We start from the raw sequence: 22,261 nt of genomic DNA on the forward strand, positions 1-22,261 counted from the left end.
CCGTACGACCCCAGTCCATCGCGCCGACGCCGCGCGACCAAGAAGCAGCCCGCGAGCGCAGCCATCAGCTTCCGTGATCGTCGCAGGTCACCGGCGAGTTGGCGGCCGCGACCACCCCGCACGCGGCGAGAAAGACGCGGAGAGCGGGCGCCGGCTCCCCGGCCCGCACCGCGAGCCCCGTCGGCAGGGCGAGCCCCGGCGCGCGGAACGGCAGGAACGCCACCCGCGGACTGTGCAGCACGCGCGCGTGCGAGGCGTAGACCACCGTCCACTGGCGCGCGACCCCCGCCCCGATCGTGGCGAGCCGGTCCTGCAGCGAACCCCCGACCGGCCCGGGCAGCGGCGTGAACCCGGCGTCACGGCAGGCGCCGACGACGAGGTCCACGAGGGCCGGGTTGTTGCGCCGCGCGGTGATGGCAAGCGGCAGCTCCGCCAGTTCGGCGAGCGCCACGTCCGGGCCCGCGGCCAGCGGATGCCCCGCAGGGACGACGGCGACCAGCGGGTCGTCCCACAGCGGCACGATCCGCACACCGGGTACGGGCTCCGCCGAGCGTACGAAGGCGGCGTCGACCCGCCCGTCGACGACCTGCTCGATCCGCTCGCGCGCGCTGCCCGACACCAGCTCCACCGGCACGCCCGGCGCCCGTACGGCAAACTCCGCGAGCACGCGGTCCAGATGCTCCCCGAGCCCGGTGCTTGTGGCGAGCCGCAGCCCGGCGGGCGGGGCGACCGCGGCCCGCGCCCGCTCGGCCGCGGCGAGCACCGCCCGCGCCTCGGGCAGCAGCCGCTCCCCCGCCCCGGTGAGCCGCACGTGGCGCGGCGACCGGTCGAAGAGGTCGACGCCCAACTCCCGTTCCAGCCGCCGTATCTGCTGGCTGACCGCGGACTGGACGATGTGCAGCCGCTCGGCCGCACGCCCGAAGTGAAGTTCCTCGGCGACGGTCACGAAGTATCTGAGCTGCCGCAATTCCATGCGGGAAGCCTATGCGGCGCGACGTCAGGACAGGCGCAAGGAGTCCCGCAGCCGCTTCTTGTCCGGCTTGCCCACCTCGGTGAGCGGGATGCGGTCCACGACGTGCACGTCGGCGGGGGCGGGGGCGTACATGGCGCCCTTGTGCCGCGTGACGAACTCCGGGACCACCTCCGTGAGGGGCTCACACGCCTGTCCCGACGCGCCCGACTCGGTCGGCGCGGGCGACTCAGCCGGCTCACTGGGACCCGGACCGCTGTCGGCGGCGACGACCGCCACGTGCACCCGCTCCGCCCCCTCCGGGTCACGTACGCCGAAGACCGCGCACTGGGCGATGCCGGGGTGTGTGAGGAGCAGCTGTTCCAGCTCCGCCGGATACACGTGCCCGCCCACCACGATCACCACCTCCTTGAGCCGGTCGACGAGATGGAGATATCCGTCGGCGTCCAGGTGTCCGACGTCTCCCGTCCGTATCCATCCGTCGACGAGGACCTCGGTGGTCAGTTCGGGCTGCTGCCAGTAGCCGGTCATCATCAGGGGCGTACGGACGTAGATCTCGCCGTTCGTCCCGGCCGGCAGCACCGAACCGGCCGCGTCCCGGATCTCTATGTCGACACCGGGAGCCGCGCGCCCGACGGTCACGGGTCCTGGTCCTGGTCCCGGTCCGGGTCCCTGCTCCGCCTCGACCGGCACCGCCACGGCCGGTTCCGTCGCGCCCTCGTCCCCGCCGGGGCATCGGCGCAGGCCGCGGTCGTGTTCGTCGGGTCGCAGTTCGGTGATGCAGCCCGCCTCGGTCTGCCCGTACGAGCCGTGGAGCACGCGCCCGAACGCCTGCTCCGCCTGAACGAGCCGGCCTGCGGCGACGGGGGTGCCGCCGTAGATGATCCGGCGCAGCGCCGACATGTCGGTGGCCGGCAGCCGGGGGTGGTCGAGCAGCTCGTAGAGGAGAGGGGGCAGGAGCCAGAGGTCGGTGACGCGTTCGTGTTCGAGCGAGGCGAGCACCTCCCCGGCGTCGAATCCGTCGCGCAGCACCACGGTCCCGCCGGCGAGCAGCGCGATGTCGGCGATGATCCCGGCCATGTGGGCGAGCGGGGTGCAGGCGAGGAAGCGCGGCCGCTCGTCCGGGGCCAGCCCGGCGACGGTGTCGGTGAGCAGGCGCCGGTACGGCCCGTGCGCCATCCGGACCCCTTTGGGGATGCCGGTGGTGCCACCCGTGTGCCGGATGCACCAGTCGTCCCCGGGGTGGGCGCAGCCCGGCACGGGCAGCGCGGGCCGGACGGCCGCGTCCGCCATGAGATCGCCGGCGAGGACCTCCGCCTCGCCCCTGCTCCTCTCCCTCTCCCTGTCCCTGTCTCTATCGGGCCCGAGGGTGCGTACGAGGGGCACGTCGGTCGCGCGGAGCAGGGCTTCGGCGGCCGATCTCAGCGCGGGGTCGACGAGCAGCATCGCGGTGTCGACGCTCTCCACGATCTCGGCCTGCGCCCCGGTGGCGAGGCCCTGGCCGAGGAAGACGACGCGGGCGCCGAGGAGATTGGCTGCGTAACGCGCGATGAGTGCGCCGGGGTGGTTGCCGGTGAGGAGCGTGACGGTGCGCCCGCGGCCGATGCCGTGGGCGGCCAGCTCGGCGGCGGTGCGGTGGACGCTGTCGCGCACCGTTCCCGCCGGGACGGAGCGCCCCTCCTGAGTGATCAGCGCCGGCCGGTCCGGGCGGCGGGCGAGCGCGTCGAGGAGGACTTCGACGTAACTGACGTAACCGGGTCGGTCGTAGGGGCCGGTGGTGGGACGCGTCATGGGCGGTGCGGCTTCCTTCGGGGTCGGCGGGGGAACGGGCGTGGCCGCCCCGTACGAATACGGGGCGGCCACTCACTCGGTGTCGTGCTCGATGTCGGGAAGGGGGAGGCTGGTGTCAGTTCCAGGGGTCCTTGAAGGACCGGCCCGGGACCGGCTTGGCGACGAGGGCCACGGCGCTGAAGAAGTTGACCTGGCCGATCGCGAACATCAGGGTGGCCAGGGCCTTCGCGTCATAGTGCTCGGCGACCTCGGCGTACAGCGCGTCGGAGACCCGCTCGCCGTCCAGGGACGGCTGGAGGACCGCTTCGACGAGCGCCAGGGCGGCCCGCTCGGCGGCGGTGAAGTACGGCGAGTCCTGCCAGGACGACACCGAGGTGATGCGCTCCTCCGACTCGCCGCCGGTGCGCAGGAACCCGGTGTGCAGAACGGTCAGATAGGTGCTGCCGACGATCTGTCCCGCACGCAGGTGGACGAGACCGATCGTGGGACGCGGCACCGAGCCGTTGCCGACGAGCTTGAACAACGCCGCCGATACGTCGGCCAGTTCGGGGACGAGCTGGGCGGGGTCCTCGGTCATCCGCGGAACCATCGGGATCTCAGCGGTGATGGAACGTGCATCCATGGTCTACAACTCCTCAGGGCTTTCGATTGGTGCTTGCACTGCCCTGACGGAGCCCGGGAGAAGAACGTGACAGCTCTCGGAAAAATTCTTTTCCCGGCCGCCTCGCGACGCGTCTTCGAAAATTCTCGGCCGACCGGTCACATTCCTTTCGGGCCGTACGTCATGGCAGTGAGCGGACGGCGCACGCCGCCCACGTCTGACGTCTGGGAGACATCGTGAAGACCTCTAGCCCCATCCTGGTCACCGGAGGCACCGGCACGCTCGGGAGCCATGTCGTACCGCTCCTGCGTGAAGCGGGGCACGACGTGCGCATCGTGACCCGGAACGGCCGCGAGCCGTCGCCCGGCATCGAGTACCACCCCTGCGACCTGCTCCGGGGCGACGGCCTCGACGCCGCCCTGGAGGGGGTCGAGACGGTGCTGCACCTCGCGGGCGGCCCCAAGGGCGACGACGAGGCGACCGGGAATCTGGTGCGGGCGGCGCGTTCGGCCGGGGTGCGGCACCTGGTGTACATCTCGGTGATCGGCGCGGGCAGGATCCCGCTGGCCTACTTCCGCTCGAAGTACGGCGCGGAGCGGGCCGTGGCCGAGTCCGGGATCCCGTGGACGACGCTGCGGGCGGCGCAGTTCCACGACCTGACGCTGACGGTGGCCCAGAAGATGGCGAAGATGCCCGTGGTCCCGTCGCCGGGCGGGCTGCGCTGGGAGCCGGTCGACGCCCGCGACGTGGCGGCCCGCCTGGTGGAGCTGACCCTGGACGCCCCGGCGGGCCGGGTGCCCGACCTCGCGGGTCCGGAGGTGTACGGGCTGGGCGAACTGGTGCGCGGCTACCTGAAGTCGACGGGCAGGCGGCGGCCGCTGCTGCCGGTCCGGGTGCCGGGCAAGATGGGCCGCGCGTACCGCGCCGGGGAGAACCTCGCCGAGCCGGGAGCCAGTGTGGGCAAGCGCACGTGGGAGGCGTTCCTGGCCGAACAGAAGGGCTGACGGGACCTCACGCACCGTAGACCTGCCCGAAACGGATGTCGTACGAGGGCGAGGACAGGGCCGGTGACGGAGACGAGGACGGGGACGAGGACAGGGACAGGGACAGGGACGAGGACGGGGACGAGGTCTCGGCGATCAGCGTCAGCATCCGCCCGGCCTCCCGGACCAGCTCATCCCGCTGCTCCCGGCCGGGTCTCCCGAACGGCTCGACGGTGAGTACGGCGGTCCCGGCCCTGGCGTCCTCGTCCAGCCGCCAGAGCCCGGCCAGGAACCCGTCGAGGAGGAAGACGCAGTACGGGACGTTCCCCTTCCAGGTGCGGCCCTTGTACTCGGCGGGGACCACCCGGGTCCGGTCCGCGTGCGAGAGGAGCAGGTTGTCGTACTCGGGCAGGAAGCGGGCCGGGGCCGGGGTGTCCGGGTCGGGGCGGGCCGCGTCGGGCAGGTCGAAGAGCTCGACGCCGTTCGCGTCGCGGAACGTACGCAGCCGGGGCCGCAGCCGTTCGAAGACCTCCCGCATCCGGGTGAGCCGCGCCCAGGTCTGCATGTCCTTGACGGAGGCGGGACCGAAGGCGGCGAGGTAGCGCAGGACGGCGACGTCGGGATCGTGGGTGGGGTTTCGGTCGGGTTGGTCGCCGAGCCACTGGCCGAGCGTGGTGAGGGCGACCTGCCCGCTGCGCCGCCACAGCCCGCGCGGGGTGACCTGGACGAGCGGCAACGTACACCGGGCGGCGACGGCGAGCGACTGCGGGTCGGCGTCGGGCCACCGGACGAGCAGCAACTCGCGGAGCTGCTTCATGGTGCGGGGTTCCGCCTCGACGGCCGCACGGGCGATCCGCGCCAGCTCGACGAGGTCGACGCCGGCCAGCCCCTTGCGGAACGCCGACAGCTCGCGTTCACGCGCGTCCTGCACGAGGGGCCGCAGCGTGCGGGCGTCCTCGGCGGTGTGCAGATGGATGGTGGAACGCAGGGTGACCATGCGGACCAGCTCGCGCGATTCCAGGAGAGCGGAGAGCTCGGCCGGGTCGAAGTCCGCGAGGCGCGCGGCGAGGGCGTAGTACGGCGGCCTGACGTTCTGCGCCTGGAGCCCGACGAGGTGACCGACGGCGTCCTTCACGGACAGGTCAGAGGAACGCCGGAGCAGGAGCTGCCGGTCGAGGGTGGCCCGATTGAGGGCACGCGCGCTGAGCACAGGGGCCAGGGAACCGCTCCTACCACTACGTCTACCACTCGCACACTTGCCCCTACTCTTCTTGCTCTGCCTCTCGGTCATGTGGGGCACGCTAGCGGGAGTCGCGGACAGGTACGGTCCGCAAGCCAGGCGGAACCCGGCCACGCGCCATGCCGTCCACCGGGAGCCCCCACACCTATCCTGCTCAGAGACCCGGCCAGACGTCCCGGACGTCACCAAACGTCACCAGACGTCAGAGGACGGCCGGACGCCAGATGACGGGCAGACGTTCGACACAGGAGGCGGCCAGCATGACGGAGCGTCGAGCCCGTCCCGCACAGACCGCGAAGACCGCGAAGACCGCCAAGAAGCACGCGTGGATGCGCCGGACACGCACGTCGGCGACCCCACCGGCCAAGAACTCCAGAACCCCGAGGCCTCCCGAGGACGCGGAACCGACCTCGGCAGAGTCGGCACAGCCCGAGCGGCCGAACGGGGACAGCGTCGTCCAGGCGGCCCTCTACCGAGACGGCGTCCGGGTGGCGACGCCCACGTCCCTGGCGGACACCTTCCGCGAGCTGCGCGACCAGCCCGACGGCATGGCATGGATCGGCCTCGCACGGCCGACGGAGACCGAACTCCTCTCCCTGGCCGCGGAGTTCGACCTCCACGAACTGGCCGTAGAGGACGCCATGGAGGCCCACCAGCGCCCGAAGCTGGAGCGCTACGGCGAGACGCTCTTCGTCGTCCTGCGCGCCGCCCGCTACCTCGACGCCCCCGAAGAGGTCGACTTCGGAGAGCTGCACGTCTTCGTCGGCCCGGACTTCGTCATCACCGTCCGGCACGGCGCGGCCCCCGACCTGACGGCGGTCCGCCGCCGCATGGAGGACTCCCCCGACCTCCTCAGACTCGGCCCCGAGGCGGTGCTCTACGCGATCCTCGACGCGGTGGTCGACGGCTACGCCCCCGTCGTCGCCGGCGTCCAGAACGACATCGACGAGATCGAGACCGAGGTGTTCAGCGGCGATCCCGAGGTGTCCCGCCGCATCTACGAACTCTCCCGCGAAATGGTCGAGTTCCAACGCGCCACCCGCCCCCTCGTCGGCATGCTGCACGCCCTGATGGCGGGCTTCGCCAAGTACGGCACGGACGAGGAACTCCAGCGCTACCTGCGCGACGTGGCCGACCACGTCACCCACACCAGCGAACGCGTCGACGGCTTCCGCCAGGCCCTGACCGACATCCTCACGGTCAACGCGACCCTGGTGACCCAACAACAGAACGCGGAGATGCGAGCACTGGCGGAGGCAGGCTTCGAACAGAACGAGGAGATCAAAAAGATCTCATCCTGGGCGGCCATCCTCTTCGCCCCCACCCTGGTCGGCACGATCTACGGCATGAACTTCGACACGATGCCGGAACTGAACTGGTCGTTCGGCTACCCCTTCGCGATCCTCCTGATGGCCGTGGTGTGCGTGAGCCTGTACTTCATCTTCAAGCGACGGGACTGGCTTTAGGAGCGGCTCGGACACATTGCTCGACTTTGCGTACGCGAAGCGGTGGTGTACGGCGATGAGGGGCAGGGAGGCGGGGCGACGTCCTCGCGTCATCGGCCCGTGATCTGTTCGTGGGGCGAGTACGGCTCGGCCGTCGCGGTGTCGACGTGCGGGCAGCAGCGGGCCGCGCTGTGCAGAAGCAGCAGGCAGACCGCGAGCAGAGCCGGCTGCCAGTGGGCGGGCGGTTGGACGATCAGGAGCTGCCCCCCGGCGGCGGACGTGCTGTCGAGGATGTCGTTGACGCACCAGGGGCACGGGCGCGGCAGGCGGGATGCGCGCGGGCGGGCGTGACGCGGTTTACGGCGGCGCCGCCGGAGGGAGGGGGCCATGGCGTTCTCCTGTGATGAGGCGTTCGTGGCTTGGGCCCCAGCCGCTGACGTCAATCGGTGAGCTGGGGCCCTCGTGCGGGCCGCGCCCTGGGGCCGGCGCAGGTGAACGCTAAGCCGAACCAGTTCTGCTACGGGCCCAGTTGCTGGGGCAGAAGGCGCACCCGATGGCTCGTTTGCGGCCCCGGCACCGGGAGGGCGGCCGGGCATCCGGAGGGCGGCGTTCGATTCGCCCGCGGAGCAATGCGCGGGCCCGTACGCCGTCAATGCTCCTGCTGAGAGCCTTGAGCCGCACCCGTGGACGGGTGGACAACGGTGGCATGTGCGAATGGGCGACGCGCGTTCGCGCAAGCCCTCAGGCGCGGTCGGACTGTCGGATGAATCGCTCCGCTTGCCGAGCGCACTTGCATGTGGCGGACACCGGTTGAAAACGAGTCGTTGTCCCTGCCGCTGGCATAGACCCCGCCCGCAGGGGTGAACCTGACTAGAGCTGCCGGAACGCAATTGCATTCCGGCGGGGGGACGTTGGGCAACCAAGGAGGGCATCCGGTGAGGACCTCAGCAAAGACGTCACTGCCTGCTCCGGCAGAAACCGTCCGTTACGCCTGGCGCAAGAGCTCTTACAGCCTTCCCGAAGGCTCCTGTGTGGAGATCGCCCGCCCGAGCGAGGGCGACGTGTTCTTCCGCGACTCCAAGGTCACTGACGGGGCCGTGATCCGGGTCCGCGCGAAGTCTGCCGCGGTGTTCGCGGCCGCGTTGGTGCGCGGGAGTCTCTGACGATCAGCCCGGAAAATTCATGACGCGGCGGAAGCGCGCCACGGGTTGTCCGGGCACAGCCAGAAGCGGTTTATCGAGAAAGCGCTTGAAGGCTGGACACCGGAAGTGACCAGTCAGTAAGGATAGAGGCAGTGCAAGTGCATTCCGCCCTGACGTGGGCGGACCTCGGCGCGTACGCCTGAGAGAGCTGCAGTGGGGGGAGCACCCGTGTCCGAGCGTGGTGACAGTGGTGACAGCATCGACTTACGGCAGGACAAGGCGCACAGCGCCCGCATGTACGACTACTACTTGGGCGGAAAGACGAACTACGCGGTCGACCGTGAAGCCGCGGAGCAGGTCATCAGGGCGTTTCCGGCGATCGAGACCGTCGCCAGGGTCAACAGGGCGTACATGCACCGCGTCATGCGCCACCTCGCCACTGCAGGCGTCCGGCAGTTCATCGACGTGGGCACCGGTATCCCCACCGCACCCAACCTCCACGACATCGTCCAGGAGATCGCGCCGGAATCCCGGGTCGTCTACGCCGACAACGACCCCATCGTGCTCGTATACGCCGACGCGCTCCTGGCCGGGAGTCCCCAGGGCCGCACCGCCTACGTCCACGCCGACGCCACCGATCCCGGACGTCTCCTGGCCGCCGTCCGCGATCAAGGCATCCTGGACCTGGAGAAACCGGTGGCGCTGAGCCTGCACGCGCTGCTGCACTTCATCCCCGACCACCTTGAGCCCGGCCGGATCGTGTCCGAACTCCTGGAGCAGATGGCCTCCGGTTCCTACCTCAGCCTCACCCACTGCACCGGTGACTTCGCCCCCGAGGCGTGGCAAAAGATCATCGACACCTATGTCGCTCGTGGCACTCCGGCGCAGGTCCGCTCCCGCGAGGAGTTCCTGCCCTTCTTCGACGGCCTCGAACTCATCGATCCGGGCGTGGTCCTGGCTCACCAGTGGCGCCCCGAACTCGGCAGCGGCCCCGCCGTCCTCACCGACCGACTCGTATCCCTCTACGCCGGAGTGGCGCGCAAACCCTGAGCCCCCGAGGCCGTGCCCGGCCGGCCGAGCGGCCCAGGGGGCTCACCGGTAGAGGGCGCGCAGCTGCTGCAGCTTGCGACGGGTCGCCAAAGGGGCGAGCGAGGCATATCGCAGCGCGTCGAACTCCCGGACCCGCCGGTCGACCAGGTCCTCATCCTGGATGACCACTCCGCCCTCGTAGAGTTCCGCGTATACGACCGAAGGCATGGTTCGCTCGGTGAAGTCGAAGATGGTCGTCGGCCCGACCTCGGCGTGCACGTGCGGGTTGCCCAGCTCGGCGAGGCGCAGTTGATGGCGGCCGCCGTCCATCAGGTGCAGCAAGTATTCGATCTGCTCCAACATGACGGCCGGGGAGCCCACCGGCCGCCGTAGGGCCCCTTCGTCCACCACGGCTATGAACAACTTGCCGGGAGCGGCCGCGAACCGCCGCTGCCGCTCGGCCCTCAACTGCCAGAGCTTCTCGTGCACTTGTCTGTCACCACGGCCCCTGCCGATCAACGCCCGCCCGTAGGCGGGCGTCTGCAGCAGGCCGTGCAGGACCGACGGCTCGTACGACTTCACCCGTACCGCCAGGTCCTCATAGCTCACCATGGCCTGCAAGTAGCGCTGCGTCACCCCTGCCCACGGCTGCCACCACGCCGACTCGCCGGCGACCGCCGCGAGGTTGCGCAGCCGCTCACGCTCAGCGGCGGCACTGACCCCGTACGCGGCGAACAGCCGCTCCAAGTCGGTGGGCTTGGCCTTGAACGTGCCCGTCTCGATGCGGCTGACCTTCGACTCGGACGCACCTAATCGACGTGCGACCTCCTCCTGCTTCAGCCCGGCCTTCAGGCGCAGGTCCCGCAGCTCGAGACCCAACAGGCGACGCTGCGCCGACGGCGCAGCCTCGTTGTGCAAGAAGCGCACCCCGCCGCGCCCGCCTGCCGCAGGCTCCACGCCGCGTTCATCCCCACTGGCATTGGTCAAGTACCCGACCACCAACGCTCCTTGCTGTTTGGTGTGTTGACGAGCACTCATCCTGCATGACGGCTCCGAAGCCACGTCGCGGAATCGCAGAAGCTTCCAATGCGGTGCATACAGTCGAACCAAGTGTTGCGGCGGTTGGGTGTAGTGGCACGCTCGGGCGAGGAGGAGATCGGGCTGCCGGCAGGCGGAACGGAGCCCGCGCCGCCGTACCCCCGCTGAGAGCTGGGTGTGTACTGCCCGGCGAGCTTGGGGACGCGGCTACGCGACCGTCTTCTCGGCGGTGGACACATCCGAGGCGGCACTGGCGAGGCGGTGCTTGCGCCTGGGCAGGCCGAAGGTCGGGTGCGAGGTGGCCCACAGCGACATCCTTACGATGCCCGCCTTGATCCGCGCGGCCTTGCGCCCGCCCATGTAGGTCGGCTTTGCCCGTCCTTCGTGGTCGACCATCTGCAGGATTCCGTCCCGCCGCCCGAGGCTGATGTGGTTGCCCAGGTACTCCAGCCTGGTGTTCGCAATCCTGCTTCCGGTCAGGCGTCCCACGATCGCGTCCGTGGCCTGCCGGCCGGTGTGGCCGGCCGAAGCGCAGGACATCGGCAGTGGCCGGCCGTTGTCGCCGATGGCGCAGGCGCTGTCACCGGCGGCGTAGACGTTCGGGTGCGAGACCGACCGTATGGTGCTGTCGACGACGATCCGACCGTTCTCCGCGACCTGAAGCCCGCTCACGGCGGCGATGGGGCTGACCGCGAACCCGGCCGCCCACACCGTCGCGTCGGAGACCAGGGCGGAACCGTCGGCGCACAACACCCACCTCTCTTCGACGGCTTCGACCCTAGTGTGCTCCAAGACGGTCATGCCCAGCCGGTCGCAGGTCTGGCGCAGGTGACTGCGGGCCCCGGCGGAGAGCGCGGCGCCCAGCTCACCGCGGGCGACCAGCGTCACCGACAGACCGGGGCGGGATTCCGCGATCTCGGTGGCTGTCTCGATTCCCGTCAACCCGTCGCCGACGACCAGCACATGGCCGCCTTCACCCCGCCCCTCCAAGCAGTCCAGGCGCTTGCGCAAGCGCAGCGCGGAGGGCCGGGCGGCGACGTCGAAGGCGTACTCGGCCACGCCGGGGACGCCATGGTCGGCGGCGTGGCTGCCGAGCGCGTAGAGAAGCGTGTCGTAGCCGAGTTCGCCGCCCCCGTCGGCATCGGCCACGGCGACGACCCGGCGCTCGGGATCGAAGGCGGTGACACGAGCGCGACGCAGCCGTACCGCCGTACCCGCGAAGACGTCGGCGAGCTGTGGGGCCTCGATCTCCTGGCCCGCCGCAAGCTGATGCAGCCGCAGTCGCTGGACGAAGTCCGACTCGGCGTTGACGACGGTGATCTCGGTGTCCGCCGGGGACAGTCGGCGGGCCAGGGCCCCGGCCGCGTAGGCCCCGGCATATCCGGCGCCGAGGACGACGATGCAGTGCTTCATGTCTCGCTCCTGTCGGTTCGCTTGCGCCCGGTGACTTGAGCGGGGCAGCGTCCCGATTTCTGACAGGAAGTGGATGTGGCGTGGATCACAGGTCGGTAAGAGTACCGCGGGCCACTTCGAGGATTGGACACACGGTCCACGAACCCCGGAAGTCGGTAAATCCGGACGTCCGGAAGTCCGTCAACATGCCCGTTCCAACCAGGCGTTCCAAGCCGCCCGTATACCCCGGGTCAGAAGAACGTAGGAGGCGTGAGACTCGGCCCTCGGCGGCTCACTCCTTCAAGTTGTAGAAGTGGATGGGCGAGTTCGGGGTGAAGCCGATGCGTGGGTAGACCGGGGCGCCGGCGACCGTCGCGTGCAGGGTGGCGCGGGTCAGGCCGGTGGCTCGGGCGCCCTCGTGCAGGGCCTTGCGTGTGACCGCCTCGCCGTAGCCTCTGCGTTGCCACTGCGGGTCCGTGGCGACGAAGGCGACGAAGAGGCGGCCCTGTGCCTCGACCGTCGCGGCGCACGCCACCGGAGTGTCGCCGCGCATGGCCAGGTAGGCGTAGACCTCGCTCTTCCAGTACGCGGATCCGACCAGGCCGTCGCGGCCTTCCTCCAGGGGAAACCCGTAGGCGCGCGATTGGAGGTCCGCGTACGCCCGCAGGTGCTCGTCGGTGCGCCCACGTACGAACGTCAGGTCCGGGTGGACCGGGTCAGGGATGGGCAGTATGTCGCCGGCCATGCCTCTGCCGGGGAAGGCGTACTGCAGTCCGGCCTGTTCGGACGCCGTGGCCAGCGTGGTGCGGCCCTCCTCGTCCAGGAGGTCCTCGAAGAGCCACAGATAGCCAGGGTGCTTCTTCGCACGCATGATGTCCGCCGCCTCGCTCAGGCGTCGTGCGAGAAGATCAGCCCCTGCCCCCGGCTCGGTCAGAGTGATGCAGTTGTAGAACGAGAACCGGCAGTCCGCCCAGCGGACGGCGATGCCGGGAAGGTCCCGCACATCTGCGTCCGCATCGCGGTCGAGCACCAAAGCCCGCCAGGCCACCGCGAGTTGCTGCGCCGATTCGATGGACTCCGTGAGGGCAGTCACCGTACTCCCATGCGTTGTTGAGGTCGTTGGAACTCTACGTGCGGCACACCGTGTCGTGCCGTGCCGCTGTCGTCAGATGATGCCTTCGAACTGTTTCTCCTCGGTCGGGGAACTGGAGCGGGGCACGTGGTACGAGTCGCGTCCGAAGCGCCGCCACAGGGCCGCTATCAGGAAGGCCACCACGACCGCGACGGGGGTGTAGTTGAAGGTGGTGGTGGTGATCGGGCTGCTCTGCGGCAGCAGGAACAGGACCGTGACCGCGGCCGCCCACACCACGGCCACCCAGCCGATCGGCCGGCTCCAGCGGCCCAGGTGCCAGGGGCCCGGGACGAATCGGTCGTCGTGGATCAGTCGCAGCAGCACCGGGATGGCGTAGGCCGAGGTGAAGCCCACGACCGAGATGGCGGTCACCGCCGAGAAGGCGGTCGTGGAGTACAGGGACGGCAGCGCGAGCACGAAGGCCACGGCGACCGCGAGCCAGACGGCGTTGGCGGGGATGGCGGTGCGACGGCTGATCTTCTTCCAGTGCACCGATCCGGGCAGGGCGCCGTCCCGGGCGAAGGCGTAGATCATCCGGCTGGCGCTGGCGGTCACGGTGTAGCCGCACAGGAACTGGGCCACGATGATCACCAGCAGCAGGGCCTTGGCCGCCGCCATGCCCAGCGCGTCCAGCAGGATCTGCGCGACCGGTACGCCGGTCGGCCCCGACAGGGTCGCGGCGTAGTCCTGGACGGCGAACAGCAGCGTGGTCAGCAGGACGCCGCCGGCGACCCACGACACCGCCACCGAGCGGAAGATCCCGCGGGCCGCGGCCACGGAGGCATGGTTGGTCTCCTCGCTCAGGTGGGCCGAGGTGTCGTAACCGGCCAGGGCGAAGACCGGCAGCAGCATGCCGAGCAGGATCACGTAAATCGGCGCGCTCCAGCCCGTGTTGTTGGTGAACTCGGAGAAGACGAAGCCGGCCGACTGGTGGTGGGAGGGCACCAAGGTCAGGGCGCCGATGATGATGACGGCGCCTGCCAGGTGCCACCACGCGCTCAGGGACGTCAGGATGTTCATCAGCCGTGTGCCGAAGAGGTTCAGGACCGCGTGCAGCGCGAGGATGACCGCGTACAAGACCAGCAGGGAGCCAGGGGACGGCGTGTAGTCGAATTGCAGGTTCATCCACGCGGCGGTGAACGTCGCGATGCCGTAGTCCTGGGCGGCGATTCCACCGAGCAGGCCGAGGAGGTTGAGCCAGCCGGTGTACCAGCTCCACCGCTCACCTCCGAGCTGGCGGGCCATGTAGTACAGACCACCGCTGGTGGGGTACCGGGAGGTGATCTCCGCCAGGGCCGCGGCCAGGCACAACACCAGCGGCCCGACGGCGAGCCACCCCCACGTGATCACCGCGGGGCCTCCTGAGTTCAGGCCGTAGCCGAACAGCAGCAGGGTCCCCGACATGATCGAGATCACCGACAGGGACGCCGAGAAATTACCGAAGGCCCCCATCCGGCGGTGCAGTTGCTGGGTGTAGCCCAGCGACTGGAGGATGCGCGCGTCCTCTCCGTCGTCGACCGGGTTCGACTGCTGGCGCGGTGTTCTTACCGAAGTCATGGGATCTCCGCACAGGAAAGCTGGATCGAGGGGGGCAGGTGGGCCGGCCGCCGGGCCGCCGGGCGGGGCGTGAGAGCCGGGACGTGGGGCGTGGCGTCGCACGCCTGTGGAACCGGGCCGGTACTCATGGATGTTCTCCCGTGTACCGCGGGCGGGACCTCAGGCAGGCGTCGCGGTCCTCCTCAAATGCCTTCCGCCATTGGCCCTTCGGGTTACGCGGGTCGTACTGCCACGGGGCGGGCGTGGCGAAGTCGCCGATGGCGTCGAAGACTTCGGTCGCCCACTGCGCGAAGCCGCCTCTCGCCAGGGCGTATGCGAGGTAGTTCAGGTCCAGTTGGGAGCTGGTGACCGGATCGCACTTCTGGAACCACCCCTCGAATGCCTGCGTCACGGCCCGGGTGGTGTCCTCCCTGGTCCACAGCAGATTGAGCATGCCCTCGGCGCCGTTGTCCCGCCGCTGCCGGTACTCCTGTACGCGGGCGTAGAGGGGCAGCATGAGCAGGGGCGAGTCGACCGGCGCGAAGGAGGCCGTCCAGCGGGCGAAGTCCGTCGCGACCGCCTGGCGGCCCGCCGGCCCCGGGCGGGCCTGGAGCGCCTGGGACATGCGGTGCCACGCCTCGCGATTGAACGGATCACGTCGGTGCACCTCCCCCAGCAGACCCCACGGTCCGCCGGGCAGCAGGTACTCGTGGGGCGGCGGGGCCACGCGATGCTCCGGGTAGCGTCCTTCCGTGTCCGTCTCGGCCAGAGCAAGGCGACAGATCCACGGCACCGAGTCGTGGGGATTTCCCTCGCCCGCCCGATGGCAGGCCTCCCGGGCCCGGGCCACCAGTTTCTCCAGGTCCCCCGCCCGCCGGTGGTCACGCCCCCAGTGCCTGCGGTGGGCCTGTAACACCCGTTCGGTGGCGACTCTGGCGTACATCACCCGGGCGGCGAGGCTCTCCGGTTCCTCTTTCAGCCACAACTCCACGACATTGGCCTGAGCGGCGACGACTCCCAGTACCTGAGTACGAGACGTCCACTGCGGCCAGTTGCCCGTCCGGGCCAGCACTTGCCGCATCTGCATCCAATATCCCGCTTGGATGTCCTGCACCGCCGCATGCAGGTCCGCGTCCCGGCCGGCCGGGCTCGAACTCCCCATCAGCGCGGCCCCCGATGGGGCGGCTGCCCGGGCGCCTGCGCATGGCCCGATCGGTGTGAGCACGACACCGGACGGTGTGCACTGGCGAGCATGGCAGAAGGACCCTCTTGGCAGTTGGGACGGGCGAGCGCGGTCATGCGGAGGACGGTGGGCAAGGGGCGGGGGGGGTGGGCAGGAAGGAGGCCGCCGCTGGTGCAAACCCGGTCCGTGGCTCTCGCCCGTGGTCGGCAGCGACCGCCTGAAGGTACTTAAGTGCCTGGAGAGGCGCATGGCCAGTGAATCCCAGGATTGCCAGGGTGCTCAGCCTCAGGTTTCGGCCATGCGACGGGCGGGCGTAGCCATCTGTGACCGGGCCCGCCGGTCACAGTACTGAGGCTGTGCGTCGCCGGGACTGCGGCATTTGCTGCCACGTGTTCTCGGGCAAATGCACCAAGGTCACTTGAGGAGGGGTGGAGGCTGCGGGCAGACAGCGAAATCCCGTACGGGTACGGCGCATTGACGGAGCATCCGGGAACGTACGGGTATGCCGGAGGCGGTCGTCCGGGCGCGGAATCATCGTCCAGTTCGATACGGTGGTCACTGGCTGTGATCAAACGCTGCCACAGGGGAGATGCCGATCCTTCTCTCGGCATACCTCGGCATACCTCGGCACGTCTCGGGCGGCGACCTACTTGGGGCAGGTCTGGTCGCGGGCGGGCAGTTTGCCGGTGGACAGGTAGCGGTTGACCTTGGTGTCGACGCAGGCGTTCTCGTAGAGGCCGTAGATCGCGTGGCGGTTGGCGCCCCGCACCGTGAGCAGCTTGGAGCTGGGCAGCAGTCCGTGTAGGGCAGTGGCACCCTTGTGCGTGGTGCGCGGGTCGCCGGTGGCCGAGACGATCAGCACCTTGGCATCGTGCTTCACCCGGGTCGGCTCCTCTCGGGGCCGGTCCCAGAACGCGCACGGGCTGATGTTGTGGGCCAGCGCGCCGAAACGCGGGGCTGTGGCGCGGCTGCGCTCGATGTCCCGCCAGTAGACCTCGGGGTCGCGCGGGGCCGCCCGGTCGCCGCAGATGATCGCCGACTGGACGCTGCCCGTGTGCGACTGCTCGCCGGTCATCGCGAACTTCAGGAGGCCGGCGAAGGACGGTGACAGCTCGGTCGGCTGCCCGTTCGCGGCCTTGTGCAGTACGGAGATCTTCTCGGCGAGCGCCGTGCGCGATGCGTCGGTGTCGCTGTCGACGCCGGACAGCAGGACGAACGGGACCTGGGTGTCGTCCAGTTGGAAGGTCTCCGGGGCGGTGCCCACCGTCAACGGCTTGCGCGCGGACTCCCTGATGATGCGGTCGACCGTGGCGAGCACCTCGGCCCGGGTGCGGCCGAGGCCGTAGGTCGTGTCGCGGGTGGCGGCCCAGGTGGCCCAGTCGGCGAGCGCCCGTTCGTTCTCGCCGACGGCCTCCTGGAGCAGTCGGGGGCCGAACTTGCGCGGGTCGATCGCGCCGTCGAGCACCATGCGGTCGGTGCGGCCGGGGAACATCTGCGTGTAGACCGTGCCGAGGTAAGTCCCGTACGAGTAACCGAAGTAGGAGATCTTCCGCTCGCCGAGCGCACCGCGGATGACGTCCATGTCGCGGGCCGTGTTGCGCGTGCTGACGTGCGGCAGCAGAGAGGCGTTGGTGGCACGGCACTTGGCGGCGAGGCTCTTGTTGAGGGCGACCTGACGGTCGTAACCCGACCGGCCGAGACCGGCCGAGAAGAGGTTCGTGCCGACGGGCCAGCCGCAGTCCAGCGGGGTGCTGCGGCCCACGAAGCGCGGGTCGAATCCGACGATGTCGTAACGCGGTCCCGCCTTCTTCATCCACGCGTGGAATTCGGGCGGTGACTCGAGGGCGGTGCCGCCGGGCCCGCCGTTGTTCAGCAGGATCGATCCGATGCGGTGGCGGGTGTCGGTGGCCTTGAGCCGGGATATCGCGACGGTGATGGTACGGCCTTGGGGCGCGGTGTAGTCGAGCGGTACGACGGCGTCCGCGCACTGCACGCCCGCCTTGTCCAGGTCGCGGCCCTTGGCGTCGTCCGGGTTCTGGGCGCAACTGCCCCAGTTCAGGGGCTGGTTGTAGTAACGGGCGAGCGAGTCGGATCCGGATCTCGTCGTTGTGGTCGCGTCGCCGGGGGCGGCCGTGACCGCACTGGCGCTGGCGCTGGCGAGGGCCGTACCGAGGCAGGCGGCGAGGGTGACTCCGGCGAGGGAGGCGCGGCGGGCGGTCGGGCCGAGGGGGTTGTTCCGTTTCTCTGTCACACCGTCAGACGCTAAGTGGAACAGCAGCCCCCACTCACTACGGCTGTCCCCCGGACCTCAGGGAGGCCATCCCCAGCCCGGGGGTTTACCCCCGCCCCACCCTGAGGCCAGCGCATCGGCGCACCAGGGGGACATCCGGCTGTGCCGTCCCCCTCCCCGCTGGTGGGATGGTCGCCGACCGCCCACTCCTCGACAGCGAAGGCATCTTCATGAAGAAAGAGAAGGCATCTTTATGACGAAGGCTGCAGGCGTACGTTCCTCCGGACGGCGTCGGCGGCGTCTGCTCGTCGTCCCGTGCGGGCTGGCCGCGGCCCTCCTCGCCGCGTCGTCCGGTCTTACGGCGGCGGTGGCGGAGTCCCCGGCAGACGATCCGCTCCAGCGGCAGGTGGACGCCCTCCGCGCATCCGGCGTCGTCGGCGTACAGGCCGAGGTCACCTCCCCGGGCCGACGGGACAGCGCGCGTGCCGGGACGTCCGGTACGCGGACCCAGAGGCCGATGCCACCTAACGGAAGGTTCCGGATCGGCAGCGCCACCAAGACCTTCACCGCCGCAGTCGTGCTGCAACTCGTCGGCGAGGGGCGCATGTCCCTGGACGACACCGTCGAACGGTGGCTGCCGGGGGTGGTCCAGGGCAACGGCAACGACGGCAGCCAGGTCACCGTGCGACAGCTGCTTCAGCACACCAGCGGCATCCACGACATCGGGCCGGACGTGCCGGCGCTGCGGAGTGCGGAGGGCTACCGGGCCGAGCGGTTCCGTACGTACACCCCGGAGGAGTTGGTGAGACTGGCCATGCGGCACCCGCCGCTGCCCCGCGACCCCGGTGATACCAGTGATCCCAGTGAGCCCTCCCCCGGCGCCAACTGGTCGTACTCCAACACCAATTACATCCTCGCCGCGATGATCATTCCAAAGGTCACGGGCCGGAGCTGGGAGCGGGAGGTGAAAAACCGGATCATCCGGCCGCTGGGCCTGACGGACACCAGTACGCCCGGCACCTTCCCGTTCATCACGGGCCCGCACGCCCGCGGTTACACCTCGTTCGGCACCGGCACCGGCACCGGCACCGGCACCGGCACCAGCACGGGAACGAACACCGGCACCGACGTCACGACGCTCGACCCGAGCATGGCCGTCGGCTCCGGCTCGATCATCAGTACCGCGCACGACATGAACACGTTCTACGCCGCGCTGCTGGGCGGCCGCCTGCTGGAGCCGGCGGAGCTCGACGCGATGACGACCACGATGCCAGCGCCCCAGCTGGGTGCGGGGTACGGACTCGGTCTGGCCGAGATCCCGCTCTCCTGCGGCGGCAGCTACTTCGGCCACCGGGGCGAACTGCTCGGCTACGTCACCTGGGGAGGCGCGACCCGGGACGGCACCCGGACCGCCTCGGTGTACGTCACCAGCGACGGCGGCAAGGACACCGAGCGCAGCATGATGAAACTCGTGGACCGCCAACTCTGCGGTGAAGGGAAGGGGTGAGTCGGGCGGGACAAGCCGAGGGCATGGTCGATAAATGCCTCGACATCGGCCACGGTGATCGTGGACGCTTCGCGCGATGACAAGAATCGATGACACACCACCCGCGTGGGACGAACGCACCCAGCTCACCACGTTCCTCGACTACGCACGTGCCACCACCCGCGCCAAGTGCGAGGGCGTCTCCGCGGAGAATGCGCGCAAGGCCCTGTTGCCGGCCTCACCGCTGATGACGATGAGCGGATTGGTCAACCACCTCCGCTGGGTCGAGTACCACTGGTTCCAGGTGATCTTCCTCGGCGAGGAGGACCAGGGTCCCTGGACCGACGAGGACCCCGACCGCGAGATGCGCATCGCCGTCGACTTCCCTCTTCCGCAGCTGCTCGACGAGTATGCCGAACAGAGCGCCCGTTACCGCGAATTGGTCGCCCGAACCGATCTGGACGCGCGGGCCCGGGGAACCATCCGCAACGGCCTCCACGTCGACCTGCGCTGGATCCTCCTCCACCTCACCGAGGAAACCGCCCGCCACAACGGCCACCTGGACATCCTGCGCGAGCTGCTCGACGGCACGACGGGAGGCTAGACCCTAGCCCCTACGCGACCGGCGGCCCGTGCACTGACAGCCCGGCCGGGGCTCCGGGTGGGTGTCCCCGCCGCTGCCGCAACCAGCCGAAAGGTTACGTCTTTTCGCCCGGTACGGCCGGCTTGCCTCCCCCTGCCGGGCGTACGCGCAGGTTCGGGCAGTGTTCGTCTGGGACGAAGCCCATGCGGGTGTGGAAGCGGCCGATGCGAGCCGTGGAGGCGAAGGCGACCAGTCCGAGGTGGTGCTGGTCCTGCCACGCCATCGCGTGGAGCACCAACCGTACGACGGCCATGGGGCGGTCCTCCGGCCCGGCGAACATCCCGATCCGGAACCAGGCGCCGCCGTCACCCCGCAGACGCCGCACCGTGAGGGTGGCCTGCACGGACTTGACCAGGGTCGGCATGCATCGGGCGACCTCCGCGCCGATCACGGTGGCCGTCGCGGCGCCGACCACGAGCATCGTGACACGCGCGGGGACGCCGACGGCCGCGGCGGCGACGGCCGCGAGCCACGCGGGGCCGACGATGAGCAGGGTGAGCCCGGCCGGGACACCGGCCAGCATGACGAGGGCGAGCGCCCGGCGCGGCCACGGTGCCTTGAGGCCGTGGACCGCCGCGGTGGCGCCGTCCTGCTCGAACAACCCCCCGGTCGCATGGGCCGCCAGCATCGGCAGCGTCCACAGCAGATAGGCGGCGGGCCAGGACAGCCGGGTCAACGGGCGTCCCAGCCGGCGCGTCACCAGAATCCCGGCAGCCACAGCTTGAGGCCAGGAGGGCCGTGAGTCGTCGGGGATCGCAGGGGAGTACTCCATCTGCCCGAGGCTAGGGATGCGTCCGCCGGAAGCCTGCCTCGGTTGGGCCATCCGAGTGATTCGATGCCTCTCACAGGTGACCGTCGGCCGCGTATTCGAAGTCGGACGTGGGCCGTGTGTCCGTGACTTCTGCCGACCCTCGGAGTTCCTGAGGCTGGGGCCCCGCGCGGAGTTCCCACGGAATTCCTGAGGGCGGCTCCGTGCGCGGAGTTGCTGACGCCGGGCCGGGCCCGCGCCGCGCGGCGGGGCCCCAAGGACGAAGAAGACCGGACGAGTTCGAGGAACGAGCATGGCGACACATCGCACGAAGCTGTCCTTCTCCGACGAGGTGCTGCTGCGCAACGGCTGCCCCGGGGTGGTGGGGATGGCGGCGCTCTTCTCGGGACCACCACCGGATCTGCGCGAGGTGCGGGAACGGGTCGCCGAGCGGTGGACGCCGCTGGAGCGGATGAGTTACGTACTCGACGAGCCTCACGCCAGCGGTCTGCGCACCGGCAGTTTTCGCACCGGCAGTCGTCGCGCCGAAGCCCCCCGCGTAGGCCGGACGCCGCGGCGGTCCGCGTGGTGGGTCACCCCCGGGCCGTTCGACCCCGCGACCCACGTGCTGAACTCCCCTTCCAAACTCGCCGACTTGTGGTCCGAGTCCATCGACCGGCCGCTGCCCGGCGGGCTGCCCCCGTGGCGGCTGTACCTCGTGCCGGGAGGGCCCGACGGGGGTTTCGCCCTGTCGCTCGTGGCGCAGCACATGCTGCTCGACGGACGTTCTCTGCAGACACTGCTGTGCGCCTTGATGGACGGCACCGCGCCGGCCCGGGTGTCCGCACGGCCCACGGCTCTGCCTCGGGTACGGCTGCGGGGGCTGGGCCGCGAGATCCGTTCCCTGACCGCTCCCGGCCGCGCGCTCCCCGTGCCGCGGCCGACCGAGACGTGCCCCTCCGTCGCCCTGCTGAGCATTCCCCCACAACTGGTGTCCGCCGCACGTCAACAGCCCGACGGCGAGCGGCGCACGAGCCTGAACGAGGTGCTGCTCAGCGCGGTCTCCGGCGCCCTGCGCACCACGTTCGGGGCACCGGAGCAGTGGCCGCCGGAGGAGGGGGTGCAGGGGCAGGGGGTGCAGGAGCGAGGGCCGCAGAGCAGGGACGTCTACTCGGCGGTCCCCTGCGACCTGCGGACCCAGGACAACCGTGACGAACTCGGGAACATCATCACCGCCGTCCGGGTCCGGCTGCCGATCGACGCGGACACGCCGGAGGACCGGCTCCGGCGGTCGCGGCCCCTGCTGCGGGCCGTGCCGTCCAGGGCGGCCGCCCAATCCCCCCTGATCTTGGCGGGGGAAGCCGTGCGGAAGGTGTGCCCTTGGGCGACCGGGCCGATGACCGGGAGGGGGTACCGGCCGTCCTTCATGGCCACCTCCACCACGGTCGTGCGCTGGCCCGACGACCCGAGCACCTTCCGTGGACACGACTTCCTCCGCGCCATCGTGCTGCCCCCGATGCACCGCCCGGGCAACGCGAGCTTCGCCCTCCTCGCGTCCGAGAAGTCCTTCGCCCTGTCGGTGGTGTGCAACATGGGCCCCGACGAGGCCCAGTCACTCGGCGACGCGGTGATCGCGGAACTGGAGGAACTGGCGCAGAGGTGACGGGTCGGG

Annotated in this window: 19 protein-coding genes; 7 read left to right on the forward strand and 12 right to left on the reverse strand. The window is 70.2% G+C overall.

Annotated elements, in window-relative coordinates; translation table 11 throughout:
* Positions 1 to 64 precede the first annotated feature (64 nt).
* From ACZ7DY_RS19735 to ACZ7DY_RS19745, 3 genes are all read right to left on the reverse strand, one after another.
* The gene (locus ACZ7DY_RS19735) at positions 65 to 973 is read right to left on the reverse strand and encodes a LysR family transcriptional regulator (RefSeq protein WP_471136982.1); all 909 of its coding nucleotides are present in this window, start codon (positions 971 to 973) and stop codon (positions 65 to 67) included.
* A gap of 24 nt (positions 974 to 997) precedes the next feature.
* Positions 998 to 2,761 carry an AMP-binding protein gene (locus tag ACZ7DY_RS19740; protein ID WP_471136983.1) on the reverse strand — a complete coding sequence of 588 codons (1,764 nt, stop codon included), beginning with the start codon at positions 2,759 to 2,761 and terminating at the stop codon, positions 998 to 1,000.
* Between the two features lie 115 nt (positions 2,762 to 2,876).
* Complete coding sequence (locus ACZ7DY_RS19745; protein ID WP_471136985.1) at positions 2,877 to 3,383, reverse strand: carboxymuconolactone decarboxylase family protein; 507 nt, start codon at positions 3,381 to 3,383, stop codon at positions 2,877 to 2,879.
* A 212-nt stretch (positions 3,384 to 3,595) separates the two neighbouring features.
* Here ACZ7DY_RS19745 and ACZ7DY_RS19750 point away from each other — a divergent pair, with 212 nt between their 5' ends.
* Positions 3,596 to 4,366 (forward strand): SDR family oxidoreductase, encoded by a 771-nt coding sequence (locus ACZ7DY_RS19750; RefSeq protein ID WP_471137704.1) that lies wholly within the window; start codon positions 3,596 to 3,598, stop codon positions 4,364 to 4,366.
* Between the two features lie 7 nt (positions 4,367 to 4,373).
* Here the strand turns inward: ACZ7DY_RS19750 and ACZ7DY_RS19755 are convergent, their stop codons facing one another.
* Entirely contained in the window at positions 4,374 to 5,636 is a 1,263-nt protein-coding gene (locus tag ACZ7DY_RS19755) for a winged helix DNA-binding domain-containing protein (RefSeq protein WP_471136987.1), read from the reverse strand.
* A 209-nt stretch (positions 5,637 to 5,845) separates the two neighbouring features.
* Between ACZ7DY_RS19755 and ACZ7DY_RS19760 the strand changes: the two genes are divergently transcribed.
* A complete protein-coding gene (locus ACZ7DY_RS19760; RefSeq protein WP_471136988.1) occupies positions 5,846 to 7,051 on the forward strand; it encodes a magnesium and cobalt transport protein CorA in 1,206 nt (401 codons plus the stop codon).
* A gap of 89 nt (positions 7,052 to 7,140) precedes the next feature.
* On the opposite strand, the gene ACZ7DY_RS19765 is transcribed toward ACZ7DY_RS19760, so the two are convergent.
* Positions 7,141 to 7,419, reverse strand: coding sequence for a hypothetical protein (locus tag ACZ7DY_RS19765; protein WP_471136990.1), 279 nt, complete (start codon positions 7,417 to 7,419; stop codon positions 7,141 to 7,143).
* A gap of 546 nt (positions 7,420 to 7,965) precedes the next feature.
* On the opposite strand from ACZ7DY_RS19765, the gene ACZ7DY_RS19770 reads away from it, so the two are divergent.
* Both ACZ7DY_RS19770 and ACZ7DY_RS19775 read left to right on the forward strand, forming a co-directional pair.
* On the forward strand, positions 7,966 to 8,193 hold the full coding sequence (locus ACZ7DY_RS19770; protein ID WP_471136991.1) for a DUF397 domain-containing protein: 228 nt from the start codon (positions 7,966 to 7,968) through the stop codon (positions 8,191 to 8,193).
* Between the two features lie 207 nt (positions 8,194 to 8,400).
* Positions 8,401 to 9,222 carry an SAM-dependent methyltransferase gene (locus ACZ7DY_RS19775; RefSeq protein WP_471136993.1) on the forward strand — a complete coding sequence of 274 codons (822 nt, stop codon included), beginning with the start codon at positions 8,401 to 8,403 and terminating at the stop codon, positions 9,220 to 9,222.
* A gap of 42 nt (positions 9,223 to 9,264) precedes the next feature.
* Here ACZ7DY_RS19775 and ACZ7DY_RS19780 read toward each other — a convergent pair whose 3' ends face one another.
* The 6 genes from ACZ7DY_RS19780 to ACZ7DY_RS19805 all read right to left on the reverse strand — a co-directional run bounded on the left by ACZ7DY_RS19780 (position 9,265) and on the right by ACZ7DY_RS19805 (position 17,733).
* Positions 9,265 to 10,080, reverse strand: coding sequence for a helix-turn-helix domain-containing protein (locus ACZ7DY_RS19780; protein ID WP_471136995.1), 816 nt, complete (start codon positions 10,078 to 10,080; stop codon positions 9,265 to 9,267).
* 366 nt (positions 10,081 to 10,446) lie between these two features.
* Positions 10,447 to 11,652, reverse strand: a complete 1,206-nt coding sequence (locus ACZ7DY_RS19785; protein WP_471136996.1) for an NAD(P)/FAD-dependent oxidoreductase — start codon at positions 11,650 to 11,652, stop codon at positions 10,447 to 10,449.
* A gap of 271 nt (positions 11,653 to 11,923) precedes the next feature.
* Complete coding sequence (locus tag ACZ7DY_RS19790) at positions 11,924 to 12,724, reverse strand: GNAT family N-acetyltransferase (protein WP_471136998.1); 801 nt, start codon at positions 12,722 to 12,724, stop codon at positions 11,924 to 11,926.
* Positions 12,725 to 12,796: 72 nt separating this feature from the next.
* Entirely contained in the window at positions 12,797 to 14,320 is a 1,524-nt protein-coding gene (locus tag ACZ7DY_RS19795) for an amino acid permease (protein WP_471137000.1), read from the reverse strand.
* A gap of 124 nt (positions 14,321 to 14,444) precedes the next feature.
* Positions 14,445 to 15,386 (reverse strand): hypothetical protein, encoded by a 942-nt coding sequence (locus tag ACZ7DY_RS19800; protein ID WP_471137002.1) that lies wholly within the window; start codon positions 15,384 to 15,386, stop codon positions 14,445 to 14,447.
* Positions 15,387 to 16,128: 742 nt separating this feature from the next.
* Positions 16,129 to 17,733 (reverse strand): alpha/beta hydrolase, encoded by a 1,605-nt coding sequence (locus tag ACZ7DY_RS19805; RefSeq protein WP_471137004.1) that lies wholly within the window; start codon positions 17,731 to 17,733, stop codon positions 16,129 to 16,131.
* A gap of 232 nt (positions 17,734 to 17,965) precedes the next feature.
* Between ACZ7DY_RS19805 and ACZ7DY_RS19810 the strand changes: the two genes are divergently transcribed.
* Together ACZ7DY_RS19810 and ACZ7DY_RS19815 are read left to right on the forward strand one after the other, a co-directional pair.
* Positions 17,966 to 19,219, forward strand: a complete 1,254-nt coding sequence (locus ACZ7DY_RS19810) for a serine hydrolase domain-containing protein (protein ID WP_471137006.1) — start codon at positions 17,966 to 17,968, stop codon at positions 19,217 to 19,219.
* Positions 19,220 to 19,295: 76 nt separating this feature from the next.
* Complete coding sequence (locus ACZ7DY_RS19815; protein ID WP_471137008.1) at positions 19,296 to 19,802, forward strand: DinB family protein; 507 nt, start codon at positions 19,296 to 19,298, stop codon at positions 19,800 to 19,802.
* Between the two features lie 94 nt (positions 19,803 to 19,896).
* On the opposite strand, the gene ACZ7DY_RS19820 is transcribed toward ACZ7DY_RS19815, so the two are convergent.
* A complete protein-coding gene (locus ACZ7DY_RS19820; protein ID WP_471137010.1) occupies positions 19,897 to 20,559 on the reverse strand; it encodes a hypothetical protein in 663 nt (220 codons plus the stop codon).
* A gap of 343 nt (positions 20,560 to 20,902) precedes the next feature.
* On the opposite strand from ACZ7DY_RS19820, the gene ACZ7DY_RS19825 reads away from it, so the two are divergent.
* The gene (locus ACZ7DY_RS19825; RefSeq protein ID WP_471137011.1) at positions 20,903 to 22,252 is read left to right on the forward strand and encodes a wax ester/triacylglycerol synthase domain-containing protein; all 1,350 of its coding nucleotides are present in this window, start codon (positions 20,903 to 20,905) and stop codon (positions 22,250 to 22,252) included.
* Positions 22,253 to 22,261 lie beyond the last annotated feature (9 nt).

This window comes from Streptomyces sp. NPDC037013 (assembly GCF_055607265.1).